An 18,520-nucleotide genomic window follows, 5' to 3' on the forward strand; every position below is an offset into this window, starting at 1 on the left:
TCAGGACGCAGCCGCCCGGCCCCTTGCCGTGCTGGCACGGGCGGCGAGCAGCGTGGCGAACCCGGTCAGCACCAGGATCGAGAGTGCCACGACTCCGGCATAGAATCCGCCGAGGCCACCGCCGGTGAGGCTCCAGGCCATCGCGGCAGCGGCCGGGCCGATCGTGCTGCCGAGGGTGCGCCCCAGATTGGCGACGCCGCCGGCGGTGCCGGTCTGGTCGGCTGGTGCGGCGGCGAGGATCAGCGTCATGATCGGCGAGTTGGCCAGCGCCATTCCGACCCCGATCACGACCATCCGCCAACTCAGCCCGCCGATATCGGTGGCGCCGTCCACGCTGAGCATGGTCAGCATGCCCGCCACCGTGATCGTCACGCCGACCGCCGCGACCGGCCGTGCCCCACACCGGTCGGCCAGCACACCGGCCAGCGGTGACACGACCGATGCCGTCGCGACGAAGACCAGGATCGCCACGCCCAGCACCTCCGGTCCGCGTCGCCAGACCTCGGAGATCAGGAACGGCAGCGAGAATCCCACCAGACCGCCGGCCGAGGCCATCATCATCAGCGACACCACCGGGAAGCCGAAGGTCCGCCGCCGCACCAAGACGAGCACGGGACGGGAGGTGCGCAGCCGGCACCACCACGCCGCGGCGACAACGGCGATCACGGCGAGACCGGCCCCGAGCCACCACCGGTCCGTGCCTTGTTCCACGGCCAGCAGCCCGGCCGTCACCGCCACGCCCACCAGGGCGGCATCGCCCAAAAGGGAACGGTCGGGCACCGGCAACGCGTGACCCCCGCGCTCCGGATCGCGGGGGAGGCCTAGGCGGCCGAGGCCGATCAGTAGCATCAACAGGGGAACCTTCGCCACGAACAGCCCACGCCATCCCCAGGCCTCGGCGACCAGCCCGCCCAGCGGCGCGACCGCCATGCTGCCGATCATCATCACCGTGGCGATCACGCTCAACGCGCGGCCCCGCTGATTCTCTCGCACCGTCGCCGTCACCAGAGGCAGGTAGACCGCCAGATACGCCGCCGCCGCCACCCCCTGCAGTGCCCTGCTCGCCAGCACGAGCCACCACCACGGCGCCACCGCCGACACCACCCCAGTCACGCCGACCGCCGCCAGCGACAGCAGGAACACCTGCCGAGGCGCGGCCCGGTCCACCCACCGCCCGGCCGGAATCGCCAACGCCGCCATCGGCAACGAATACGCCAGCAGCACCCATGCCGTCGCCCCGGCGCCGACCCCGAACTCCGTGCCGACCAAGGGAAGCGCGAACCCGGCCAGACTGACTTCGCTCCCCACGATCAACGATGCCACCGCCAGCAACCCCACCGCGCCCCAACGGGTGCGCACGCCGACGTCGGACGGCTTCCCGATCCCCAGTCCTGACCCCATACCCACCAAAGTACAATCGGCATGGCAAGTTTGTACAACAGCGATTGCACTTTGAGGTGTCATGACCGATCAGGACGATGCTGTACGCCAGGCGCGAGGACGTGTCGCCAAACGCGACGCGATCCTCGGAGCCGCGCGCACCGTGTTCGGCCGCGACGGCTACCTCCGCGCGAGCATCGAGACGATCGCTGCGGATGCTGAGGTCTCCACCCGCACGATTTACAACCACTTCGCCGGCAAAGAACACCTCTGCGCCACCGTGGTCCAGGACAGCGCGCACCACGTGACCGCCGCGCTCGCCGAGATCATGCAACGCCATCTCGACCACGTGACGGACCTGCAGGCCGCTCTCGTCCAGCTCGGCACTGACTGGGTCACGCCGCGACCGGACTTCGCGGACCACTTCGCCATGGTCCGCCACCTCACCGCCGAGTCCACCAACCTCCCCAGCGCCCTGCTCGCCGCCTGGCACGACAACGGCCCACGACGCACCGAAGACGCCCTCGCCCGCCACTTCCAGCACCTGGCCGACCGCGGCCTGCTCCAGCTCGACAACCCACAGCGCGCCGCGAATCACTACATCTGGCTCGTCCTCGGCGAAGTCAACAGCCGAGCCCACACCGGGCTCCCGCCCCTCGACGACACCGAGAAGAACGAACTCATCACCGCCGGAGTACACGCCTTCCTCCACGGCTACCTGCCGCCAAGCTCCTAAGCGCGACACAGCCGAAACAAGGCGATCCGGGATGCCCTACTTCCAGTCCAGTGAGCCCGATGAGGCAGCTACTCCGCCTATTCTGGTGACAGACCCTGGCAGTCGACGTGATCCCTGCCGAGGGCTGGTGGATGCGGTGATGACGACGCGTCGGGAATGTTTTGAGCAGATGCAGGACGCCGGTCGCGCGGGTCACCCTGCCGACCTCGGCCGGCTGTTGACCAGGCCGCCGTTGGTCGGCACGTGGGTCAGCGACACGAGCCGGGCCCTGTCCTCCATCAGCTCCGGTCTCGCTGTCGCACATCTGGTCTCGGTGAAGTAACCGCCGTAACGGCGGGTAGCGGGCCGCCGACCCCTGTGGGCAATGGTCTAGCGGTCGCCAGAGGTCACTCGAGGCCGGGCAGAGAGCGGGGTGCGACTAGTGGATGTGGACCCGTGGGGCGAAGACGTCGACGAGACGATGTACGCGCAGGGCAGGCTTCCAAGCAGGACTTACGCGTCGGCCAGCTTCCCGATCTCATGGCCGAATTCCGCAGACAACGGTCAACCTGCCCGGTTCGTGTACAAGGTGTTCGATCCCGAGGTAGAGACAACTGCGGAACTTGATGGAGAGCAGTGGCTGGTCTCCGAGTCGCCGGCTGGCCGGTATCAGGTCAAGCTGCTGATTGCGCGGGAAGCTGGCAATGTTCGTGAGCTCTGGGTGCAGCGGGTGCCGGTCAAAGGTCAGGGAAAAGTGGAGACGAGGCTGAACCTGAGGCAGCCGGAGGCGGGACGGCTGGTGGAGTTGCTGCGCACCCTCGAGTGCATCCCGGTCGACGGTGAGCAATCCGTACGGGTTGATGACTCCCTGGTACGGGAGCTGTTCGCCAATCCGGAGTCGTTGACGCGGATCTACCGCGAAGACCCATCGCAGCTGCGGCAGTTGATCTCCGACGACGAGTCCGCGCGCGATGTGATCGCGTTGTCGCATCGCTGCGGTCAGCTACAGAAGTTCCGACGCCTGCTGAGTGACGACGACTATTTCGACGCCGAGGTCGAGCAAGCACCTGGGACACGGCGGGAGGCAGTGTGGCAACGGTTCTTCGAAGACAATCCGTGGATACTCGGAGTGCCGCTCGCCGGCCAGTTGCTCACGTCATGGAGTGACCAGAAGCTGGAACAGGTCGTCGCCGGCGCATCGGTCGTAAGTGTGGGTAAGCGGGCCGACGCGCTGCTCCGTACCTCCGGCCGGATCAAGTCGATGGTGTTCGCCGAGATCAAGACCCATCGCACCGCACTGCTGTCCGCCACCGAGTACAGGTCAGGGTGCTGGCCGCCCTCCGACGAGTTGGCAGGCGGGGTGGCACAGGTGCAGGGCACGGTGCATCGAGCGGTGAACGAGATCGGTGAACGCCTCGGTGACGTCGCTCCTGACGGCTCGGATGTGCCAGGCGGGTTCACCTACATGCTCAAGCCCCGGGCCTTCCTGGTCATCGGTTCCCTTGACCAACTCCTCGGGCGCGACGGCGGGCATCATCGCGACCGCATCCGCTCCTTCGAGCTGTATCGGCGACAGCTCCACGAACCCGAAGTCGTGACCTTCGACGAGCTCCTTGCTCGCGCGGAATGGCACGTCACCATGGCTGAAGACGACGTCGCGCCCCGGGGGACTTAGCGTCAGAGGGATCCGGCGCTGGGTGTCATGTTTTCCGTCAGCCTTCGAGCATGTCGGGCCGCCGAGGTGTCCGTCGGCGGGCCGCCCTCCCGAACCGGGATGCGAACATATGTTCTATTGTCGTGCTAGGTTTCGTGGTCAAGCGCAGCGTGACGTGCAGGTCAAGGAGGTGGGCGGGCTGAGCTGGCTGGTGCGGGAGCGTGTCACCGGGCGTGAGTGGCGCGTCGAGACAAGTGACATGGCGTGGGAAGCCGGAGGCTACGACCTCCGGCGTTTCGAAGTCCACGTCATCGGTGAACGGGTGGTGGGCGCTCCGGACGGTTACCCAGACCTGACGTCCTCCGAGGGTTTCGCTAGAGGACGTTGAGGGCGGCGGAAGGGCTGCGACGGAGACTGCGCCGTTCGACGATGGAGACAGAGACGGGCCGCGCCCGCTGCGCCCCAGCCTGGCGGCGCGGCGACATTCTTGCTGGTGAGTGTTCGAAACCTCACTGAGGCGAGCTGGGGTCGCGTAAGCCGGCTTCCGGCTTGGCTGCAACGTCGAGTGTGGCTCAATCGGCTGTAAGCGGCTGGAGATTATCGGCCAGTGTGGTCATCCATACGATTGATTCGTCTTCGTCCAGCGCGTAGTTTTGGAGCTTCTTGAACTCCTGGCTGCAGTACCGGACATCGCTTTCGTTCTGGGAAAATATGGTCGCGAAGGGGGTTTCGACCTTCGTAAGCGTGGGGAGTTCGGGGTCTTCAAAAAGCCCTACTGTCCCGGGCATGGCTGGAACGGGAATCTCGGCAGGCACGATCCTGATGTGACATTGCGAAGTCGATGCCATGAATGTCAGGTGTAATACCTGGTCTCGCATCATCGAAGCGACATTTGAATGACGATACAAGCTTCGCTCATCGAGATAGAAGGTTGCTTGCATGCCGTTGACGTTGGAGAACCGTCGCTGACGGAGCTTTCGTGCTTCAAGCAAGGGCTCATGGTTGCAAACAGGCGTGTTGAGTATCGAGAGTTCAGCTTGAATGTACGACTCCGTCTGGAGAAGGTCTGGTACTCCGGCAGGGTCGAAGATCATCGCGTTCGCCGCTTGCTCCTCGAGCGCGAGCAGCGGGCCGACTTGATCGGGGAACCTTGCAGGGTGCCTTAATGTGCAGGTCTTTGAGGATGCAAGCCCTGTCAGGGCCATGGCGTCTGAGAATTCCCTGGGTGTTGCTTTGATGAGTCCGAGAATAAACGCTACCTCGAAACTGTCCAGGCTTCGGGCGCCCTTCTCAAGTCTCGAAATGCTTGATGACCCGATGCCGGTCATGCGGCTAATGTCGACTGCTTGATACTTTGCGCGCTTCCGTATGCGACGTAGCTCGCTGCCGAGAAGTCGGCTTGGGAGGGATGGGTCATCTTTGCTCATAGCTGTCTTTCCTTTTGCTGCCCGAACGTGCGCAGGGTGTCAGTTCATGATTGATCCAACCGTCGCTGCTCTCTGACGCTGCGAAGCGGTATTTGCAGCCTGGTCATATCGCGATATACCAGGTTGAGCCCGACAGAGTGCTTCTGTGCAATGGCCAGAACTGATTTCTGGTCTATTTCGTACTCGGCTCGTAGTTGCGCGTCGGTGTATGGTCTGGGCTTGCGTCTAGCTCCTTTGGGACGGAGTTCGACGCCAGACTTTTCAATTGCCCTCTGTATCCATGAGGGCGACGTCCCGTAAGTCTTCGCGAGTTTCGCCGCGGTGAGGTTGTAGTCGCGCTCGTACTCCCGTGCAACACGTTTCTGTAATTGGGGGCCGTAGACGTGGTGTGCTCGTACCTCGCGGGACGGAAGGTTCACCAATGCCCAGTCAAGGTCGAACGTCGGACGCGTCCTGCTCGGCACCTGAATGTCTGGTCGTTGGGCCTCGGCGCAGTGCGTCGACGAGGAGTTTCCGCTGGTGAACATTGATCCTCTCGATGAGTCCGTACGACAGCGCGAAAGTGAACGCGAACGCTGCGTTGCTACAGACTTCGACCTGGTGTCCAGAGGAGCCGGCCCGCGTGGGCAATGGCGAGGGAGGGCGCCCGGGAAGATTCCGGGGGCGGCAGTTCGTTCAATCGGTCCACAATGTCCGCGAGGCCGCCGTCCTGCTGCCAGACGATCTCGTCGTCGGGATTTACCCGAAGCGCGGCAGCATCGCTGCTGTAGCGAACCAAAAGCGCGTCGGCCCATCCGTACACCCAGGCACGTACTCCGCGGATCTCGGTGACTTCGCTCGCCGTGACGACAGGGAAGAAGGACCACTGGGCGGTACTTCGAAGATCGATCAGCTTACGCAGTACCGGGAACTCCTCAACTGCTCGGCGCTCCGCTTCGGGCGCGCTCATATGCCCGCCAAGGACAAGGCCCGCGGGCACGGCTGCATCCCATCCTGCCGACGCCCCGTGTCCGCTCCCCGCTCGAAGGCAGGCGTCAGCAGGGTGCAGGTCGGCTGTTCACCCATCGCTCTTGTCCTCGGAGTGGTCATACGTCCACCCTGGTTTCGAGTTGCCACCTGGCGGAACGCCGGATGCCTGGGATGTCAAGGGGAGGATCGGGGGAGGTTTACAGGGAGAGTTCAAAGGAGTAATGGGCCGATTACTGTGCGATCATCACGAGAGACGAGCACTCCGGGGAGGCGGTCGTGTCTGGACCGAACGATCAACTTCGGCAACTTCGAATGCGCACGGAATCGGCGCAAGTGCCAGGCGAGTTCCTGAGCCGGGCTGAGCTTGCCGAGCAGGTCAATGCCTGGGTGCATGATCATCTGAACCGGACGATCGAGCTCGATGGCAACTACATCGGCAAGCTTGAACGCGGGGCGATCAGGTGGCCGCAGGCGGACTACCGAGACGGACTTCGCGCTGTGCTCGGCGTCGCGACGGACGCCGAACTCGGCTTTCGCCGGTCGCGGTCGCGGCTGGCTAGCCTGGACACCGTGAAACGCTCCGACTTCTTGCGTGCCGCTCTGGGGGTCACGGCCGGAGCCGTGGTGGCCCCGCTGGGTGAGGCGCTGCTGACGCGGCAGCCGACACCGGTTCCCTCCGTCGTCGGCCAAAAGGAGATCGAAGAGGTCCGGACGGCCGCGCAGCTCTTCGGCACCTGGGACCATACGTATGGGGGCGGTCTGGTTCGTGAAGCCGTCGCAGCCCAGCTGCGGTACTCCGCCGGCCTTCTCAACGCGCGATACAGCGAGCGACTCCACAGCGACCTGCACTCAGCTGTCGGATTTCTCGGCCACACCGCGGCCTTCATGGCGTTCGATGCCTACGCCCACGACGACGCTCGCCGGATGTTCGAGTTCGCTCGTGGTTGTGCCGAGGAAGCCAACGACTGGCATCTTCGCGCGAAGGTGTTGTCCAGTATGGCCAGGCAAGAAATTTGGTGTGGAGATCCCGACGCCGGATTGACGCTGGTCGAGCTGGCCATGGTCCGTGCTGACAGGCTCACGGCATCCGAACGAGCCATGCTGCTGACCGCGCGCGCTCGAGCACTCGCCAAGCTCCACCGGGTCTCTGAAGCCGCATACACGGTGGGCCTCGCGGATGAGCAGTTCGCCAATGTCTCGCCTGACAACGACCCTGTCTGGATGCGGTACTACGACGAAGCTCAGCATGCTGGCGACACCGGCCACGCTCTTTTCGATCTCGCTGTCGACGGGCGTTTCGTCGGTGAGGCACGCGATCGCCTCGCGCTCGCCGTCGCCGGCCATTCTGAACCGTACGCGCGGTCGCGCGCTATCTCCGGGATCAAGCTGGCCTCGCTGACGATGCGCGCGGGCGATCCTGTTGAAGCGGCCCAGATCGGGACCCGGGCCTTGCAGGAGGCAGGCACGATTACATCGAAACGAGCCGCCGACGACCTGCGGGAGCTGCGCACATTCGCACACGATCACCGGCGAGTGTCCGAAGTGGCTGAGCTGCAGAGTGGAATCGGTGATCGGCTCGGGGTCGCGTGACCGAGCTGACAGACGAACAGGACGCCCTGAATCTGCTGACACGCGCGTGCGCGACCGCGGGACTGGATACGTCGAACGCAGAGGTCATCCGCCTTGGCGAAAACGCGATCATCAGCGTGGCGCACGGCCTGGTCGCCCGAATCGCCCGTACCGGCCAGGTCGCCTCAGCTCGCAAGGAGGTCGAGGTCGCTCGATGGCTGGAGGAGGCGCACATCCCAGCTGTCGAGCTGGCGGGCCCTCAAGACCAGCCTGTGGTCGTGGATGGCCACGCGGTGACGTTCTGGCGAGAACTGCCGCCGCACAAACATGGAACGCCCGTAGAAGTCGCCAAGGCGCTCCGGCGGCTCCATGATGCCGACCCGCCCCGAACCTTCGAACTCTCCGAGATCCAGCCCTTCGTGAGGTTGGCCGAGCGGATCGACCGGGCAACGACGCTCAACTCGTCGGACCGGGACTGGATGCGGGACTTGCTCGGAGATCTCAAAGACCGCTGGGTCCGTCGTCCAGACGGCTTGCCATGGTGTGTCGTACACGGCGACGCCTGGGTGGGCAACGTCGTGTCGACCGCCGATGATCGCGTCGTCTTCCTCGACCTCGAGCGGGCCGCGATCGGTCCGCCCGAATGGGACCTCGTGCACACGGCGATCAAGTACCGATCCTTCGCTTGGATAAGCCGGGAAGAATATGACGGCTTCTGCGCCACCTACGGACACGACGTGAGTCAGTGGGACGGTTTCGATCTGTTCAGAGACATCCGTGAGTTCCGGATGACGTGCATGGCGGTGCAAGTCGCAGCGCAGAACCGTACGGCACAGGAGCAGGCGGTATGGCGTCTCGAATGTCTCCAGGGCAAGCACGGAGAGCGCCCTTGGCCCGGTTGGCGTGCTTTGCCGTAAGCCTCACCGACGTACTGATTTCGCTTCAACTGCGCAGTGTTCACAGGTGGTGATCGCCTCATTACCTTCGATGGAGTCGAGCTTTCCCGAGCCCATTGGAGGTCCTGCTGTGCCTGCATCCCTTGTTACCCAGTCGGAGGCGGTCGCTGCGTCAGACGAGCGGCTTGAAGTGACCGAGCTGGCGGCCCTGGTCGCCGAGACGATTCCCGTCCGGAACGGTCTGGATCGGATGACGCCGTCGCGCCTCGAGGAGTTCATGACGCCGGTCGCGCTGACCGCGCACCTGTAGGGCGATGGGACCGCGAGCTGGGAGGACGTTCTTCTGATGACTATTGATCGGCAACGTGTCAGCTTGGAGTTCACTGCCGGCCCGCGGTCCCTCAAGCCACCTGAGACCTGGTCGCTGGCGGACATGCTGTTGGCGAACCAGTTGCCGCCGTCGTTGTTTCAAGCCTATGTCGTCGACGATCAAGAGGGATTGCGGCCAACGCCGATGACGACGGTGCTGAACGAGGTGCCGGCGGCTCACCGGGTCGTGCTGCGGTGCATCCGGAACACCGACATCACGACGCTTCGAGCCCCTCAAGTCGAACTCGTCGCCCACGACGAGAGTCCGGTCGTCGCCCTGCCCGACCTCGACGTGGGCAGTCACGAGCCGATGGCCCGGGCGTATCTGGTCGACGAAACGACGTTGCGGGAGATAGTGGCGAGCAGGATCGGGCACTTCCTTGCCCAGTACGAAGTCACCGGTCCGATCCTGGCCGGGATCTCCGGCGGTGGGGACAGCAATACCTTGGTGAACGGACTCAAGCAGTTCGTTTCCACGACCGGGCAGTCGGCCGGGAACGTCGTCTGCTTCACGCTGGCGATGGAGCCTTTGTGGCCGGAGTCCGCGGTCGATCGTGCTCGGGAGCTGTGCGAGAGCGCGGGGTTCGAGCATGTGGTCCTGTACGCGCAGGACATGGCAGATCTGCTCGGCATGACGAAGTCCCCGGCGGAGCTGTGGGAGTCGTTCAGGAGGGATTTCGGCCCGGACACCGTGCACTTCTTCGGGACGTTCTTCGTGAACCTGGTCGGCCGGCGCCTGTGCACGGATCGGGGAGCCCGCTCTCTGGCGGTCGGCTACAACCGGGAGGACCTGGCGGCCGAGCTCCTGTTCTGTCTATTCAACGGCCGTAAGCCCCTCCCGTATCCGGTTCGGCGGATGGGCACGGTGGACTGCTTGTTCCCGCTGTGGGAGATCCCGAAGTACCTGCTGGACGCCTGCTATCCGCGCTACAGCGCGAGCAACTACCGGGAACGGGTGGACTCCACGACACCGCAGCGGTCGGCGATCTACGTCCTGGCGCATGCTCTCGACGCGCTCAACCCGCAGCTGTCGTTGTCCCTGCTCAAAGGTGTCTCGAAGCTCATGAACGACGTCGGCGGCTGGGAACCGCTGAACCCGATCGAGGGCACGCCGATGATGCGGACCGGACTCAGCGACGAGAACAGCGAGCGACAGGTGCTCGGCCTGCTGCGGGAGTTCTTCGGGGACTGGCACGAAGCATTCTGACTGGGGCCGGTCCCGTCACCAGGTCGGGTGTTCGGCGAGAATGACCACTCAATCCACTACGTGTGAAGGGCTGGTTCATGGCGAAGGTCGAGCCACCATCAGGTACCCGCGACTTCGTGGGCGACGAGGTCCGTCGCCGGAAGCTCGCATTCGACCGGGTGAGCACGATCTTCGAGCATCATGGTTTCCAGCCCTTGACCACGCCTGTGTTCGAGCGGCTCGAGGTCTTCGCCGGGAAACTCGGGGAGGAGGCGAGCAGCCTCATCTTCAAGATCCTCAAGCGCGGTGTCCACGAGGCCACCGGAGAAGCCGACCTGGCCCTGCGTTATGACCACACCGTCCCGGCCGTCCGCGCGGTGGTCACTCATGGGAGCCGGTTGTCGCTGCCGTTCAAGCGGTACGTCATCGACAACGTGTGGAGGGCGGATCGCGCCGCCCGCGGACGATTCCGTGAGTTTGTCCAATGCGACATCGACATCTTCGGCTCGGGGTCTCCGTTGGCCGACGCCGAGATCGTGTGGGCGATCAACAGCGGACTCGAGGCACTCGGCGTCAAGGAGTTCGTCTTCCAGCTCAACTCCCGGCTGGCCCTGGCAGGTCTACTGGAGGCCTACGGCATCCCGGACGAGCTGGGCACGCGCGTGCTCGGCTCACTGGACAAGCTGGACAAGGCCGCCCCAGAGGCCGTGATCGCCGAGCTGGTCGAACGCGGCTTGACCGCGACCGTCGCCGAGAGTTTGGTCGCTGACGTGATCGCCCCGGACAGCGAGCGGGTGCGCCAGCAGCTTGGCGCCACCGAGCGGGGCCGCGCCGGACTGGCCGAGGTCGACCGCTTGCTCGCCTTGACCGAGGATCTCCCGGCAGGCCGTGTCCGGTTCACCCCGCGCATGGTGCGCGGCTTGGACTACTACACAGGTCCCATCTGGGAAGTCTCCGCAGCGGGGTATCCCGGCTCGATCGCGTCAGGAGGCCGCTACGACCAGCTGGTCGCCAAGCTCGGCGGGCCGGACATGCCGGCCTGCGGCGGTTCGATCGGCCTGGAACGCATCCTCGCGATCCAGGAGGCCGAAGCCCCGATGGAACAGGGCCTCGACGTCGCCCTGACCGTCCTTGGCTCGGAACGGGAGATCGTGAGCTTGGCCGGCCAGCTCCGCGCCCGCGGGTTGCGCACGGCCGTCTACCTTGGCTCCTCCGGCAAGCTGGCGAAGCAGATGAAGTGGGCCAACGAGCAGCGTTCCCGCTGGGTCTTGCTCTACGGTCCGGACGAGCAGGAACGGGGGACGGTCACCGTGCGGGACATGGAGTCCGGCGAACAGAGCCAGGTCGCGTTCGCCGACGTCGCCGCGAACCTCGCGGAACGGATGGCGTCGAAACCGTAGGCCCGAGGTCTTCGGAGAACGGGCCGAATCTGGCCCGTTCTCCGCGGATCTACGGCCAGGTATCAGCTCGGCCTCGGCAACCGGAAGCTTCCGTTGGCCACGCCGCCGACGAACGCCTCCCACTCACCGTGATCGAAGACCAGCACGAAGCCGTCCGGGTTCCGACTGTCCCTGAGGCCCACGGCGTCCTTGGTGATCGAGACCTCGACGCACTGGTTGTCCGGCGGATTGCTCAGGGGGGACTTGTGCCACTCCTTGAAATCGGTATCGAGGTGGTCTTTATGGGCGTCTTGGATGTCCATCTACCTGCTCGTGCCCTTCTGCTCTCGACGAGGCCGCAACCGGCTACAGCGACGAAGCGATGTCGAGCAAGGTGCGGCGCGTCTGCTCTGGCCCGCTGGCAGCTGCCTTCTGGTGATCCCAGAGCGTCAGGTACCGCGCCGTCCGCTTGCTGTTGTCGACGTATTCGCCGCCGTCGTGTTGCTCGAGATAGATGATGTCAACCGCAGGGTTCGTGTCGTAACCGAAGATGGTGTAGTCGTGCCCTTGGCCCATGTAGTAGCCAGCGGCGAACGGCACGATCTGCAGTTCGATGTTCGGGCGATCGATGGCCTCTATGAGCTTCGCGATCTGCGCCTTCATGACCGGACCGCCTTCGGTCCGATGGAGCGCGGCCTCGTCGAGGATGAACCAGAACTGCTGGTCGGTGTTGTCCAGCACTCGTTGCCGCGCCAGCCGATTGGCGGCGTACTTGTCGATCTCCTCGGAAGTCAGCGAAGGTCGCCAGGCACGCGCGTTCGTGCGCATGTAGTCCTCCGTCTGCAGAAGTCCGTGGACGACGAGCGCTTGGTATGAGGAGTACCTGGTGCAGCTCGGTTCCATGTCGACCAGCAGCCGCAGGTACTGGCGGAACCTGGTGCTGAAGGCGCCGCGCTTGGTTCGGCGGTTGCTCTCGGCTTGAAGGTCTCGCGTGTAGACCCGGTCTGACTCGTTCGCGTCATAGCGGTCGAGAAGCGCGTTGAGCTCGATCAGCTTGATCCCGCTGCCACTTTCGATATGAGCGATCTTCTGTTGAGTGCAGCCCAGAACCGTCGCCGCGTCGTCTTGCGTCGCATGAGCGGCTTCCCGCAGCCTGGCCAGCTGGTTGCCGAGGACGACCTTCATGACGGGCGGCGGCAACTGCAGGTGTTGCGTCACGGAGTCCTTCACCTCCACAGGGTGTCCTGTCGCGGAGCGTATCCGCAATTCACTCATTCGGTGGGCTAGTTAATTTGAGTACACAAGTTACAGTCGAGAGGCAGGGCAGGTAACACCAGGTCCCGAAGGAGCGTGAAGCGATGTGTACACAAGTTAACATCGCCGCTGCGACGGCCGCGGTTCTCCCCAGTGCCTTAGAAGCCCCCGTTGAAATGTCCAGGGGGTCTGGGGTGGCGATCGCAGTGGCGCTCCTTCTTCTAGTGGGCTGCGTGGTCGGAGTCGGTGTCGGCTGGTGGTACGTGGCTGAGAAGCGCCGGATTCAGCGCTGTCGTCATTTGCCATCGCGCCCAGCCCCCGAGGCACCGCTGACGACGTCGGACTCGACCCTCGCCTCCCGGGGTTTCGAGCACCTCGTCGCCCGGCCGCGCAGCCCACGGCAATCCGTCAGCAACGAGCGACCCGCGCTCTCTGACCGCCCCTGTGCAGAAGGAGGTGGCTTGCGGTGACAACTTCGACGCCTGGCGGCCCAGCTACACGTTCGGGCTCAACTCCGGAAGAGCGGTGCGCCTTCTATCGCAACGAGTATTGCCTGCCTGCTGCCGTTGATCCCTTCGCGCGGCGGATCCTCCTTCCCATGGGAGGGTTGTTCGGCGCAGTCAGCATGCCCCGCGACCTTGGTCGCCGAGTGCTCGCAGGTCTGCGCGTTCGAATGCTTGCAGGACCTGTGATCGAGCGGCCCCATACCGAGCGGTGGACGTTCATCACCGGGCCCGGCCATAAGCCGAACGAGACTGTCTTCGCCGATTTGCTCCGGTTCGGTGCGTCCGTCGCTCCCTTGGGAGACCACGTCGTCCTGCCATCTCCGGACGACGAACGGCTCGATCTCTGGCGCTGGGAGTGCAAGCCGACGGCGCGAGGTGACTTCCCACCTCAGTCCGCGGTAATCGCCACCACAAGAGCGATGGCGACGTCCGTCGCTCGGTGACAGACCTGCTCCCGCGGCACCGCGGGCGCTTTGCAACTCCGGTGGCCCGATGTGGCCCCCGACCCGGATCGGGCCACCGGTTCCAACTTCTGCCGCTCTTTCGCGCACGAAAGCGGCGCCATGGAAGGAAAGATCAACGGTGATGCCTTCGCTGATTTCGTGGGCTCAGGCGGCTGGGTGTCACCAATATGTCCGTCGAACCGCGTGGGTTCGGTGAACCATGCAGCAGACGCAGGTGCAGCCATTACTTTTCTGGGGTACCAACCAGCAGGGCGGGACCGCGGACCGTTATGCCGGTCGTGTCCACGTCGTCTGGCCGAACGACGAGTGCTTCGGGCTATGCGGACTTCCGATCGAAGAGATCTGGGAACAGCGGCCACCGGTCCCGGACACCTTGTGCCCGCTGTGCTGCGTGCGCGCCATGGCTGCTCTCTTCCCGGCCTTCGCTGTCTCCTTGCTCGACTCGTCCGGGCCGGGACGACACGAGCTTGCTGAACCTGGCGATTCGCCGCCCTGATAGCAGGCAGGCAGAAACGCGCTTTTGTTGACACAGAACGGAATTGGGGTACGCAGACGTGGTTCAACTTATTGATCGTTCTGGCGAGAAGGGCGGCTGGCGTAGGCGTGTTTGCTGTACGCGCGGTAGCAGTTCAGGGGCTCGGGCGTCGATCGGCGAAGTTCCGGAGAGAAGCGACTCCCGGCTGATTTTCGCGGTCCGGAACGGAGACATTACGGCGTATGGCGAACTCTACGAGCGGCATGTCGCGTCGGCTCAGAACCTGGCCCGGCAGCTTGCTCGTTCGAGCTTCGAGGCTGACGATTTGGTGGCCGAGGCGTTCAGCAAGGTTCTCAAGATAATTCGTTCTGGCCGAGGCCCTAGCACCGCTTTTCGCTCGTACCTGCTCACGGCGCTGCGTTACACCGCCTATAAGAAGACGCGTAGAGATCGGAAAGTCGAGCTGTCGGAGGACATCACGGCGACTGTCGATCCTGTGCTGGTTAGCGTGCCCTTCAGCGATACGGCGATAGCCGGCCTGGAGCGAGGCTTTGCGGCCAGGGCGTTCGCGCGGTTGCCTGCGCGGTGGCAAGACGTCCTCTGGCGCACCGAAATCGAAGGTAGGGCGCCCGCGGATATCGCGCCCGAACTAGGGCTCACAGCCAGTGGTGTCTCGGCTTTGGCTTACCGAGCACGAGAAGGCCTTCGTCAAGGTTATCTTCAGGCCCATTTGGCTGTCGACAACGCGAAACGATGCGCTCCCACGGTCAAACGCCTCGGGGCTTGGACCCGGGACGGCTTGCTGAAGCGCGAGGCCAGCCAGGTTGAGGAGCACCTCAGTGCTTGCGAATCGTGCCGTTTGCTATCGGCGGAACTGGCCGAAATCAATCGTGCCTTCCGCATCGGCAGACGAACTGGCGCCGGTCCTTTGTAGCCGATCAACCTCGCGCTCACGATGGGTGACAGGGTGCCTGCGATCGGGTGAAAGTTCGCCGATGGTATCCAGATGGCGACTCTCCGGGCATACCGTGGCTGGTCCAGACGTGTGACGCCGTTAAGGCGACTGGATAGGCACAACCGCGCGGTTGGAGGGACCAAGTGCGGCGTGTGGGAGGGGCGGGCTTTGTCGACTCATTGAGAGTCGGCGAGTTTCGTGCGCTGTGGTCGGCCGAAGGTGTTTCGATCCTCGGTGATCAGCTTGCGAGGGTGGCTCTGGCGGTTCTGGTCTTCGACCGGACATCGTCGGCTGTGCTCACAGCGCTGACTTATGCGCTCACCTTCGTTCCTGCCGTTCTCGGCGGATTTCTCTTGTCCGGATTGGCCGACAGATTCCCGCGCAAACGTGTTCTCGTGCTGACCGACCTGGTGCGTGCGGGACTGGCCGCGGCGATGGCCGTCCCCGGTATGCCGCTCTGGCTGCTTTGGGCGTTGGTCGGTCTGCTGACCATGGCCTCGGCGCCGTTCAAAGCGGCCCAGCTGGCGCTCTTGCCGGACGTGCTGGGAGGTGAGCGGTATCAACCTGGCCTCGCCCTTCGCCAAATGACGGTCCAGATCGCTCAGGTTGTGGGCTTCGGCTTCGGCGGGATTTTGGTCGGCGTGCTCGGCCCGTCCGGCGCCCTCGTCTTCGATGCCTTCACTTTCGTACTCAGCGCAATGATCATCGCAGTAGGCGTGAGACCCGGCAGAGCCGCGAAGGAACGCACGTCGGCCGAGGCTGATGGCGGTGCGCAGCCCCGAGGGGTCGATTTCAGATTGGCGGCGCCGTTCATCTTGGGGGCGTTGATCGGGCTCTTCGTGGTGCCCGAAGGCCTGGCAGCTCCATATGCGGAAGCTCTCGGACTCGGAGCGGTCGCGATCGGTCTCTTGATGGCGGCGGATCCTGTTGGCAGCGTCATCGGGGCCTGGTGGGCAGCCAAGACCAGCACCTCGACCACGCCGACTCAACGGGCCGTCGTAGTGCCGGCCGCGCTCGCCGGAGTGCCACTCATTGCTTGCGCGTTCGCCCCGGGAATCGTGTGGTCGATCGTGTTGTGGGCGGCATCCGGCGTCTTCTCGACGATCTATTTGATCCGCCTTCAGCCCATGATCGTTTCCCTCGTGCCTGATTCTCGGCGTGGCAGTGTCATGGGACGGTTCAGCACCACCGTCTACGCCGGGCAAGGCGTGGCGATCTTGAGCGGCGGTGTCGTCGCCGAACTCATCGGCCCGACCTATACCGTCGCTGCGGCCGGCTTGCTGGCCACGGCCTTGGTCGTGACCATCGGAGCGGCCTGGAAGATGGCTCGCCCTCGACGAGGCAGAGTCACCGAGGACGAGCCTGCGCAGGCCGATAGGGCAGCGCGAAGACCATCAGACTTCCTTGTTACGCATCGTGGCCTCCTCCCGGGACGTCCGGCTGAAGGAGGAGGCACGACCGGCCAGGAAGCGGCGACTTCGGAGACCGGCCCCTCCTCCGAAGGGAACGGAAGTGCGGTCAGTATGCCGGGGAAGTCACAGAGCGCGCATGGCGATAGCCCGAACGGACGCGTAGGCTGGTCTGTTTGGTCTCACTCTCTGTATGCGCGTGGATTCATCTTGTTCATCGAAATGGCCGCGATCGCGGCCGTCGGCGTCAGCGCGGCTCTTGATCCGCCCGCGTGGGCGGACGTCCGCGTCTGTCTGTTCGTCATGGCCTTCGGGGTGATCGCGGCCGAGTTGGCGCGCAGCGTCGAACGGCGTCGCCGGCGCTTCGCGGACACACCGCACGTCAATTTCTCGTCGGTATGGACGCTCGCTGGTGCTCTTATCCTCTCCCCGTCTCTCGCCGCCGTCCTCGCCGTCGTTCTCTATGTCCACCTCTGGCTCCGTTGTTCGCGCGGCGTGGCCGGGACCTTCGTCTCGAGGTTCGCCTTCAACGCGGCCAACGTGATCCTGTCCTGCCAGGTGGCTGGGTGGCTCGCCAAGCAGATGCAATTGGTGCCCATGACGCACGAGTTCGACGGCTCGGACGCGCTGGCGTGCGCCGCGGTCGTCGTCGTGTACTTCGCCGTCAACTCGCTGATCGCCGCGATCACCATCGCGATCGTGCGTCCCGACAGGACGGCTACGAGGCTCCTCGGACCGTTTAGCGAGAACGCGCTCGAACTCGCGACGTTGTGCATGGGCGTCGTGACCGCTCTCTTGCTCAGCATGCACCCCACGCTCGTGGTGCTGATCTTCGTGCCGCTGTACGCGCTGCACCGGTCGGTGCTGATCCGACAATTCGAGCACGCGGCCACCATCGACTCGAAGACCGGCCTGTTGAACTCGACCGCCTGGCACGCCCTCGCTGAAGCTGAGTTCGCGCGAGCTGAACGCAACGGCACGAGGGTCGGTGTCCTGATGATCGACCTGGATCACTTCCGCCGGATCAACAACGCCTTCGGTCATCAAGCCGGAGATCGAGCACTTCGCGCCGTCGGCCAGGTTCTCCAGAGCGTCGGCGGGGAAGACTGCAGCGGTCGGTTCGGTGGCGAAGAGTTCGTCGTGATTCTTCCCGACGTAACTCAGGACGAGCTCAGAGCCATTGCCGACCGGACGTGCGAGGCCATCTTCGGTTTGCGCGTCGACGGGATCCACGATCACGCCGCGGGCGACCAGCACCCACTCAGTGCGTCGATCGGAGCCGCCTTATACCCGGATACCGGGAAGAGTCTCGAGGATGTGCTCCTGGCTGCCGATCTGGCCTTGTTCGCCGCGAAGGACGGTGGGCGAAACCAGGTTCGCATGATGACGTCGACTGCTTGATCAAGTCCTGTCCGTGCTGGGGGAGGCGTCTTTCGCCAGGCTGTCGCGGTTCTGCTGTGCCCATGTCGCCAACGGCCGCAGGGCGCGCAGAAGCTCCTTGCCGCTGGGAGTGAGCCGGTACCAGACACTGCCCCCGATCTGGCTTCCCTCGGCACGGCGAACGACAAGCCCGTTGTCCCGAGCCCGTTGAAGAGTGTCGGTCAGCACTTTGTCCGTGACCGGCTTCGGGTGCGACACCCATCCGACGCGCTCCTCGACGCCGTTCACCTCCGCCATCAGATCCTTGTAGCGCCTCTCGCCCAGCGCGAGCGTGGCCAAGACCGCCACCGTCCATTGACCGGAGAGCACGGCCAGTGCCTCGTGCAGGCTTTGGCGGTACGGGACGTCCCAGTCATTGGTCACGGCCCCTACCTACCACGAGAGAACTTGCGCCGGTGCAAATATGCGGTCCGATGTCCACTGTTCGAGTGAAGATCAACGTACTGAGCCAAGGCTCAGTACGTACTTACCTT

At 64.4% G+C, this 18,520-nt stretch carries 15 protein-coding genes; 9 read left to right on the forward strand and 6 right to left on the reverse strand.

Annotated features, from left to right (window positions below; all coding sequences use genetic code 11):
• On the reverse strand, nucleotides 1-1,401 hold the full coding sequence (locus AC0685_RS20215; RefSeq protein ID WP_478226943.1) for an MFS transporter: 1,401 nt from the start codon (nucleotides 1,399-1,401) through the stop codon (nucleotides 1-3).
• 61 nt (nucleotides 1,402-1,462) lie between these two features.
• Here AC0685_RS20215 and AC0685_RS20220 point away from each other — a divergent pair, with 61 nt between their 5' ends.
• Both AC0685_RS20220 and AC0685_RS20225 read left to right on the forward strand, forming a co-directional pair.
• The gene (locus AC0685_RS20220) at nucleotides 1,463-2,116 is read left to right on the forward strand and encodes a TetR/AcrR family transcriptional regulator (protein ID WP_478226944.1); all 654 of its coding nucleotides are present in this window, start codon (nucleotides 1,463-1,465) and stop codon (nucleotides 2,114-2,116) included.
• 421 nt (nucleotides 2,117-2,537) lie between these two features.
• Nucleotides 2,538-3,770, forward strand: a complete 1,233-nt coding sequence (locus tag AC0685_RS20225; protein WP_478226945.1) for a Shedu immune nuclease family protein — start codon at nucleotides 2,538-2,540, stop codon at nucleotides 3,768-3,770.
• Between the two features lie 551 nt (nucleotides 3,771-4,321).
• Here AC0685_RS20225 and AC0685_RS20230 read toward each other — a convergent pair.
• Both AC0685_RS20230 and AC0685_RS20235 read right to left on the reverse strand, forming a co-directional pair.
• Nucleotides 4,322-5,077, reverse strand: a complete 756-nt coding sequence (locus tag AC0685_RS20230) for a DUF5753 domain-containing protein (RefSeq protein WP_478226946.1) — start codon at nucleotides 5,075-5,077, stop codon at nucleotides 4,322-4,324.
• Between the two features lie 682 nt (nucleotides 5,078-5,759).
• The gene (locus AC0685_RS20235) at nucleotides 5,760-6,125 is read right to left on the reverse strand and encodes a hypothetical protein (protein WP_478226947.1); all 366 of its coding nucleotides are present in this window, start codon (nucleotides 6,123-6,125) and stop codon (nucleotides 5,760-5,762) included.
• A gap of 296 nt (nucleotides 6,126-6,421) precedes the next feature.
• Between AC0685_RS20235 and AC0685_RS20240 the strand changes: the two genes are divergently transcribed.
• The 4 genes from AC0685_RS20240 to hisS all read left to right on the forward strand — a co-directional run bounded on the left by AC0685_RS20240 (nucleotide 6,422) and on the right by hisS (nucleotide 11,565).
• A complete protein-coding gene (locus tag AC0685_RS20240) occupies nucleotides 6,422-7,735 on the forward strand; it encodes an XRE family transcriptional regulator (RefSeq protein ID WP_478226948.1) in 1,314 nt (437 codons plus the stop codon).
• Complete coding sequence (locus tag AC0685_RS20245) at nucleotides 7,732-8,631, forward strand: phosphotransferase (protein ID WP_478226949.1); 900 nt, start codon at nucleotides 7,732-7,734, stop codon at nucleotides 8,629-8,631. Before AC0685_RS20240 ends, AC0685_RS20245 begins: the two co-directional genes overlap by 4 nt.
• Nucleotides 8,632-8,983: 352 nt before the next feature.
• Nucleotides 8,984-10,186, forward strand: a complete 1,203-nt coding sequence (locus AC0685_RS20250; protein ID WP_478226950.1) for a tRNA lysidine(34) synthetase — start codon at nucleotides 8,984-8,986, stop codon at nucleotides 10,184-10,186.
• Nucleotides 10,187-10,263: 77 nt separating this feature from the next.
• Nucleotides 10,264-11,565, forward strand: coding sequence for a histidine--tRNA ligase (gene hisS, locus AC0685_RS20255; RefSeq protein WP_478226951.1), 1,302 nt, complete (start codon nucleotides 10,264-10,266; stop codon nucleotides 11,563-11,565).
• Between the two features lie 62 nt (nucleotides 11,566-11,627).
• Here the strand turns inward: hisS and AC0685_RS20260 are convergent, their stop codons facing one another.
• Together AC0685_RS20260 and AC0685_RS20265 are read right to left on the reverse strand one after the other, a co-directional pair.
• Nucleotides 11,628-11,867 (reverse strand): DUF397 domain-containing protein, encoded by a 240-nt coding sequence (locus AC0685_RS20260; RefSeq protein ID WP_478226952.1) that lies wholly within the window; start codon nucleotides 11,865-11,867, stop codon nucleotides 11,628-11,630.
• A 43-nt stretch (nucleotides 11,868-11,910) separates the two neighbouring features.
• The gene (locus AC0685_RS20265; RefSeq protein WP_478226953.1) at nucleotides 11,911-12,774 is read right to left on the reverse strand and encodes a helix-turn-helix domain-containing protein; all 864 of its coding nucleotides are present in this window, start codon (nucleotides 12,772-12,774) and stop codon (nucleotides 11,911-11,913) included.
• A gap of 1,193 nt (nucleotides 12,775-13,967) precedes the next feature.
• Here AC0685_RS20265 and AC0685_RS20270 point away from each other — a divergent pair.
• The 3 genes from AC0685_RS20270 to AC0685_RS20280 all read left to right on the forward strand — a co-directional run bounded on the left by AC0685_RS20270 (nucleotide 13,968) and on the right by AC0685_RS20280 (nucleotide 18,008).
• The gene (locus tag AC0685_RS20270; RefSeq protein ID WP_478226954.1) at nucleotides 13,968-14,264 is read left to right on the forward strand and encodes a hypothetical protein; all 297 of its coding nucleotides are present in this window, start codon (nucleotides 13,968-13,970) and stop codon (nucleotides 14,262-14,264) included.
• A gap of 43 nt (nucleotides 14,265-14,307) precedes the next feature.
• Nucleotides 14,308-15,177 carry a sigma-70 family RNA polymerase sigma factor gene (locus AC0685_RS20275; RefSeq protein ID WP_478226955.1) on the forward strand — a complete coding sequence of 290 codons (870 nt, stop codon included), beginning with the start codon at nucleotides 14,308-14,310 and terminating at the stop codon, nucleotides 15,175-15,177.
• Between the two features lie 164 nt (nucleotides 15,178-15,341).
• Nucleotides 15,342-18,008 carry an MFS transporter gene (locus AC0685_RS20280; protein WP_478226956.1) on the forward strand — a complete coding sequence of 889 codons (2,667 nt, stop codon included), beginning with the start codon at nucleotides 15,342-15,344 and terminating at the stop codon, nucleotides 18,006-18,008.
• Here AC0685_RS20280 and AC0685_RS20285 read toward each other — a convergent pair whose 3' ends face one another.
• Nucleotides 18,009-18,410: a winged helix-turn-helix transcriptional regulator gene (locus AC0685_RS20285; RefSeq protein WP_478226957.1), complete on the reverse strand. Its 402-nt coding sequence runs from the start codon at nucleotides 18,408-18,410 to the stop codon at nucleotides 18,009-18,011. It lies immediately after the preceding gene.
• Nucleotides 18,411-18,520: the final 110 nt, after the last annotated feature.

Source organism: Amycolatopsis sp. NPDC043889, assembly GCF_056435645.1.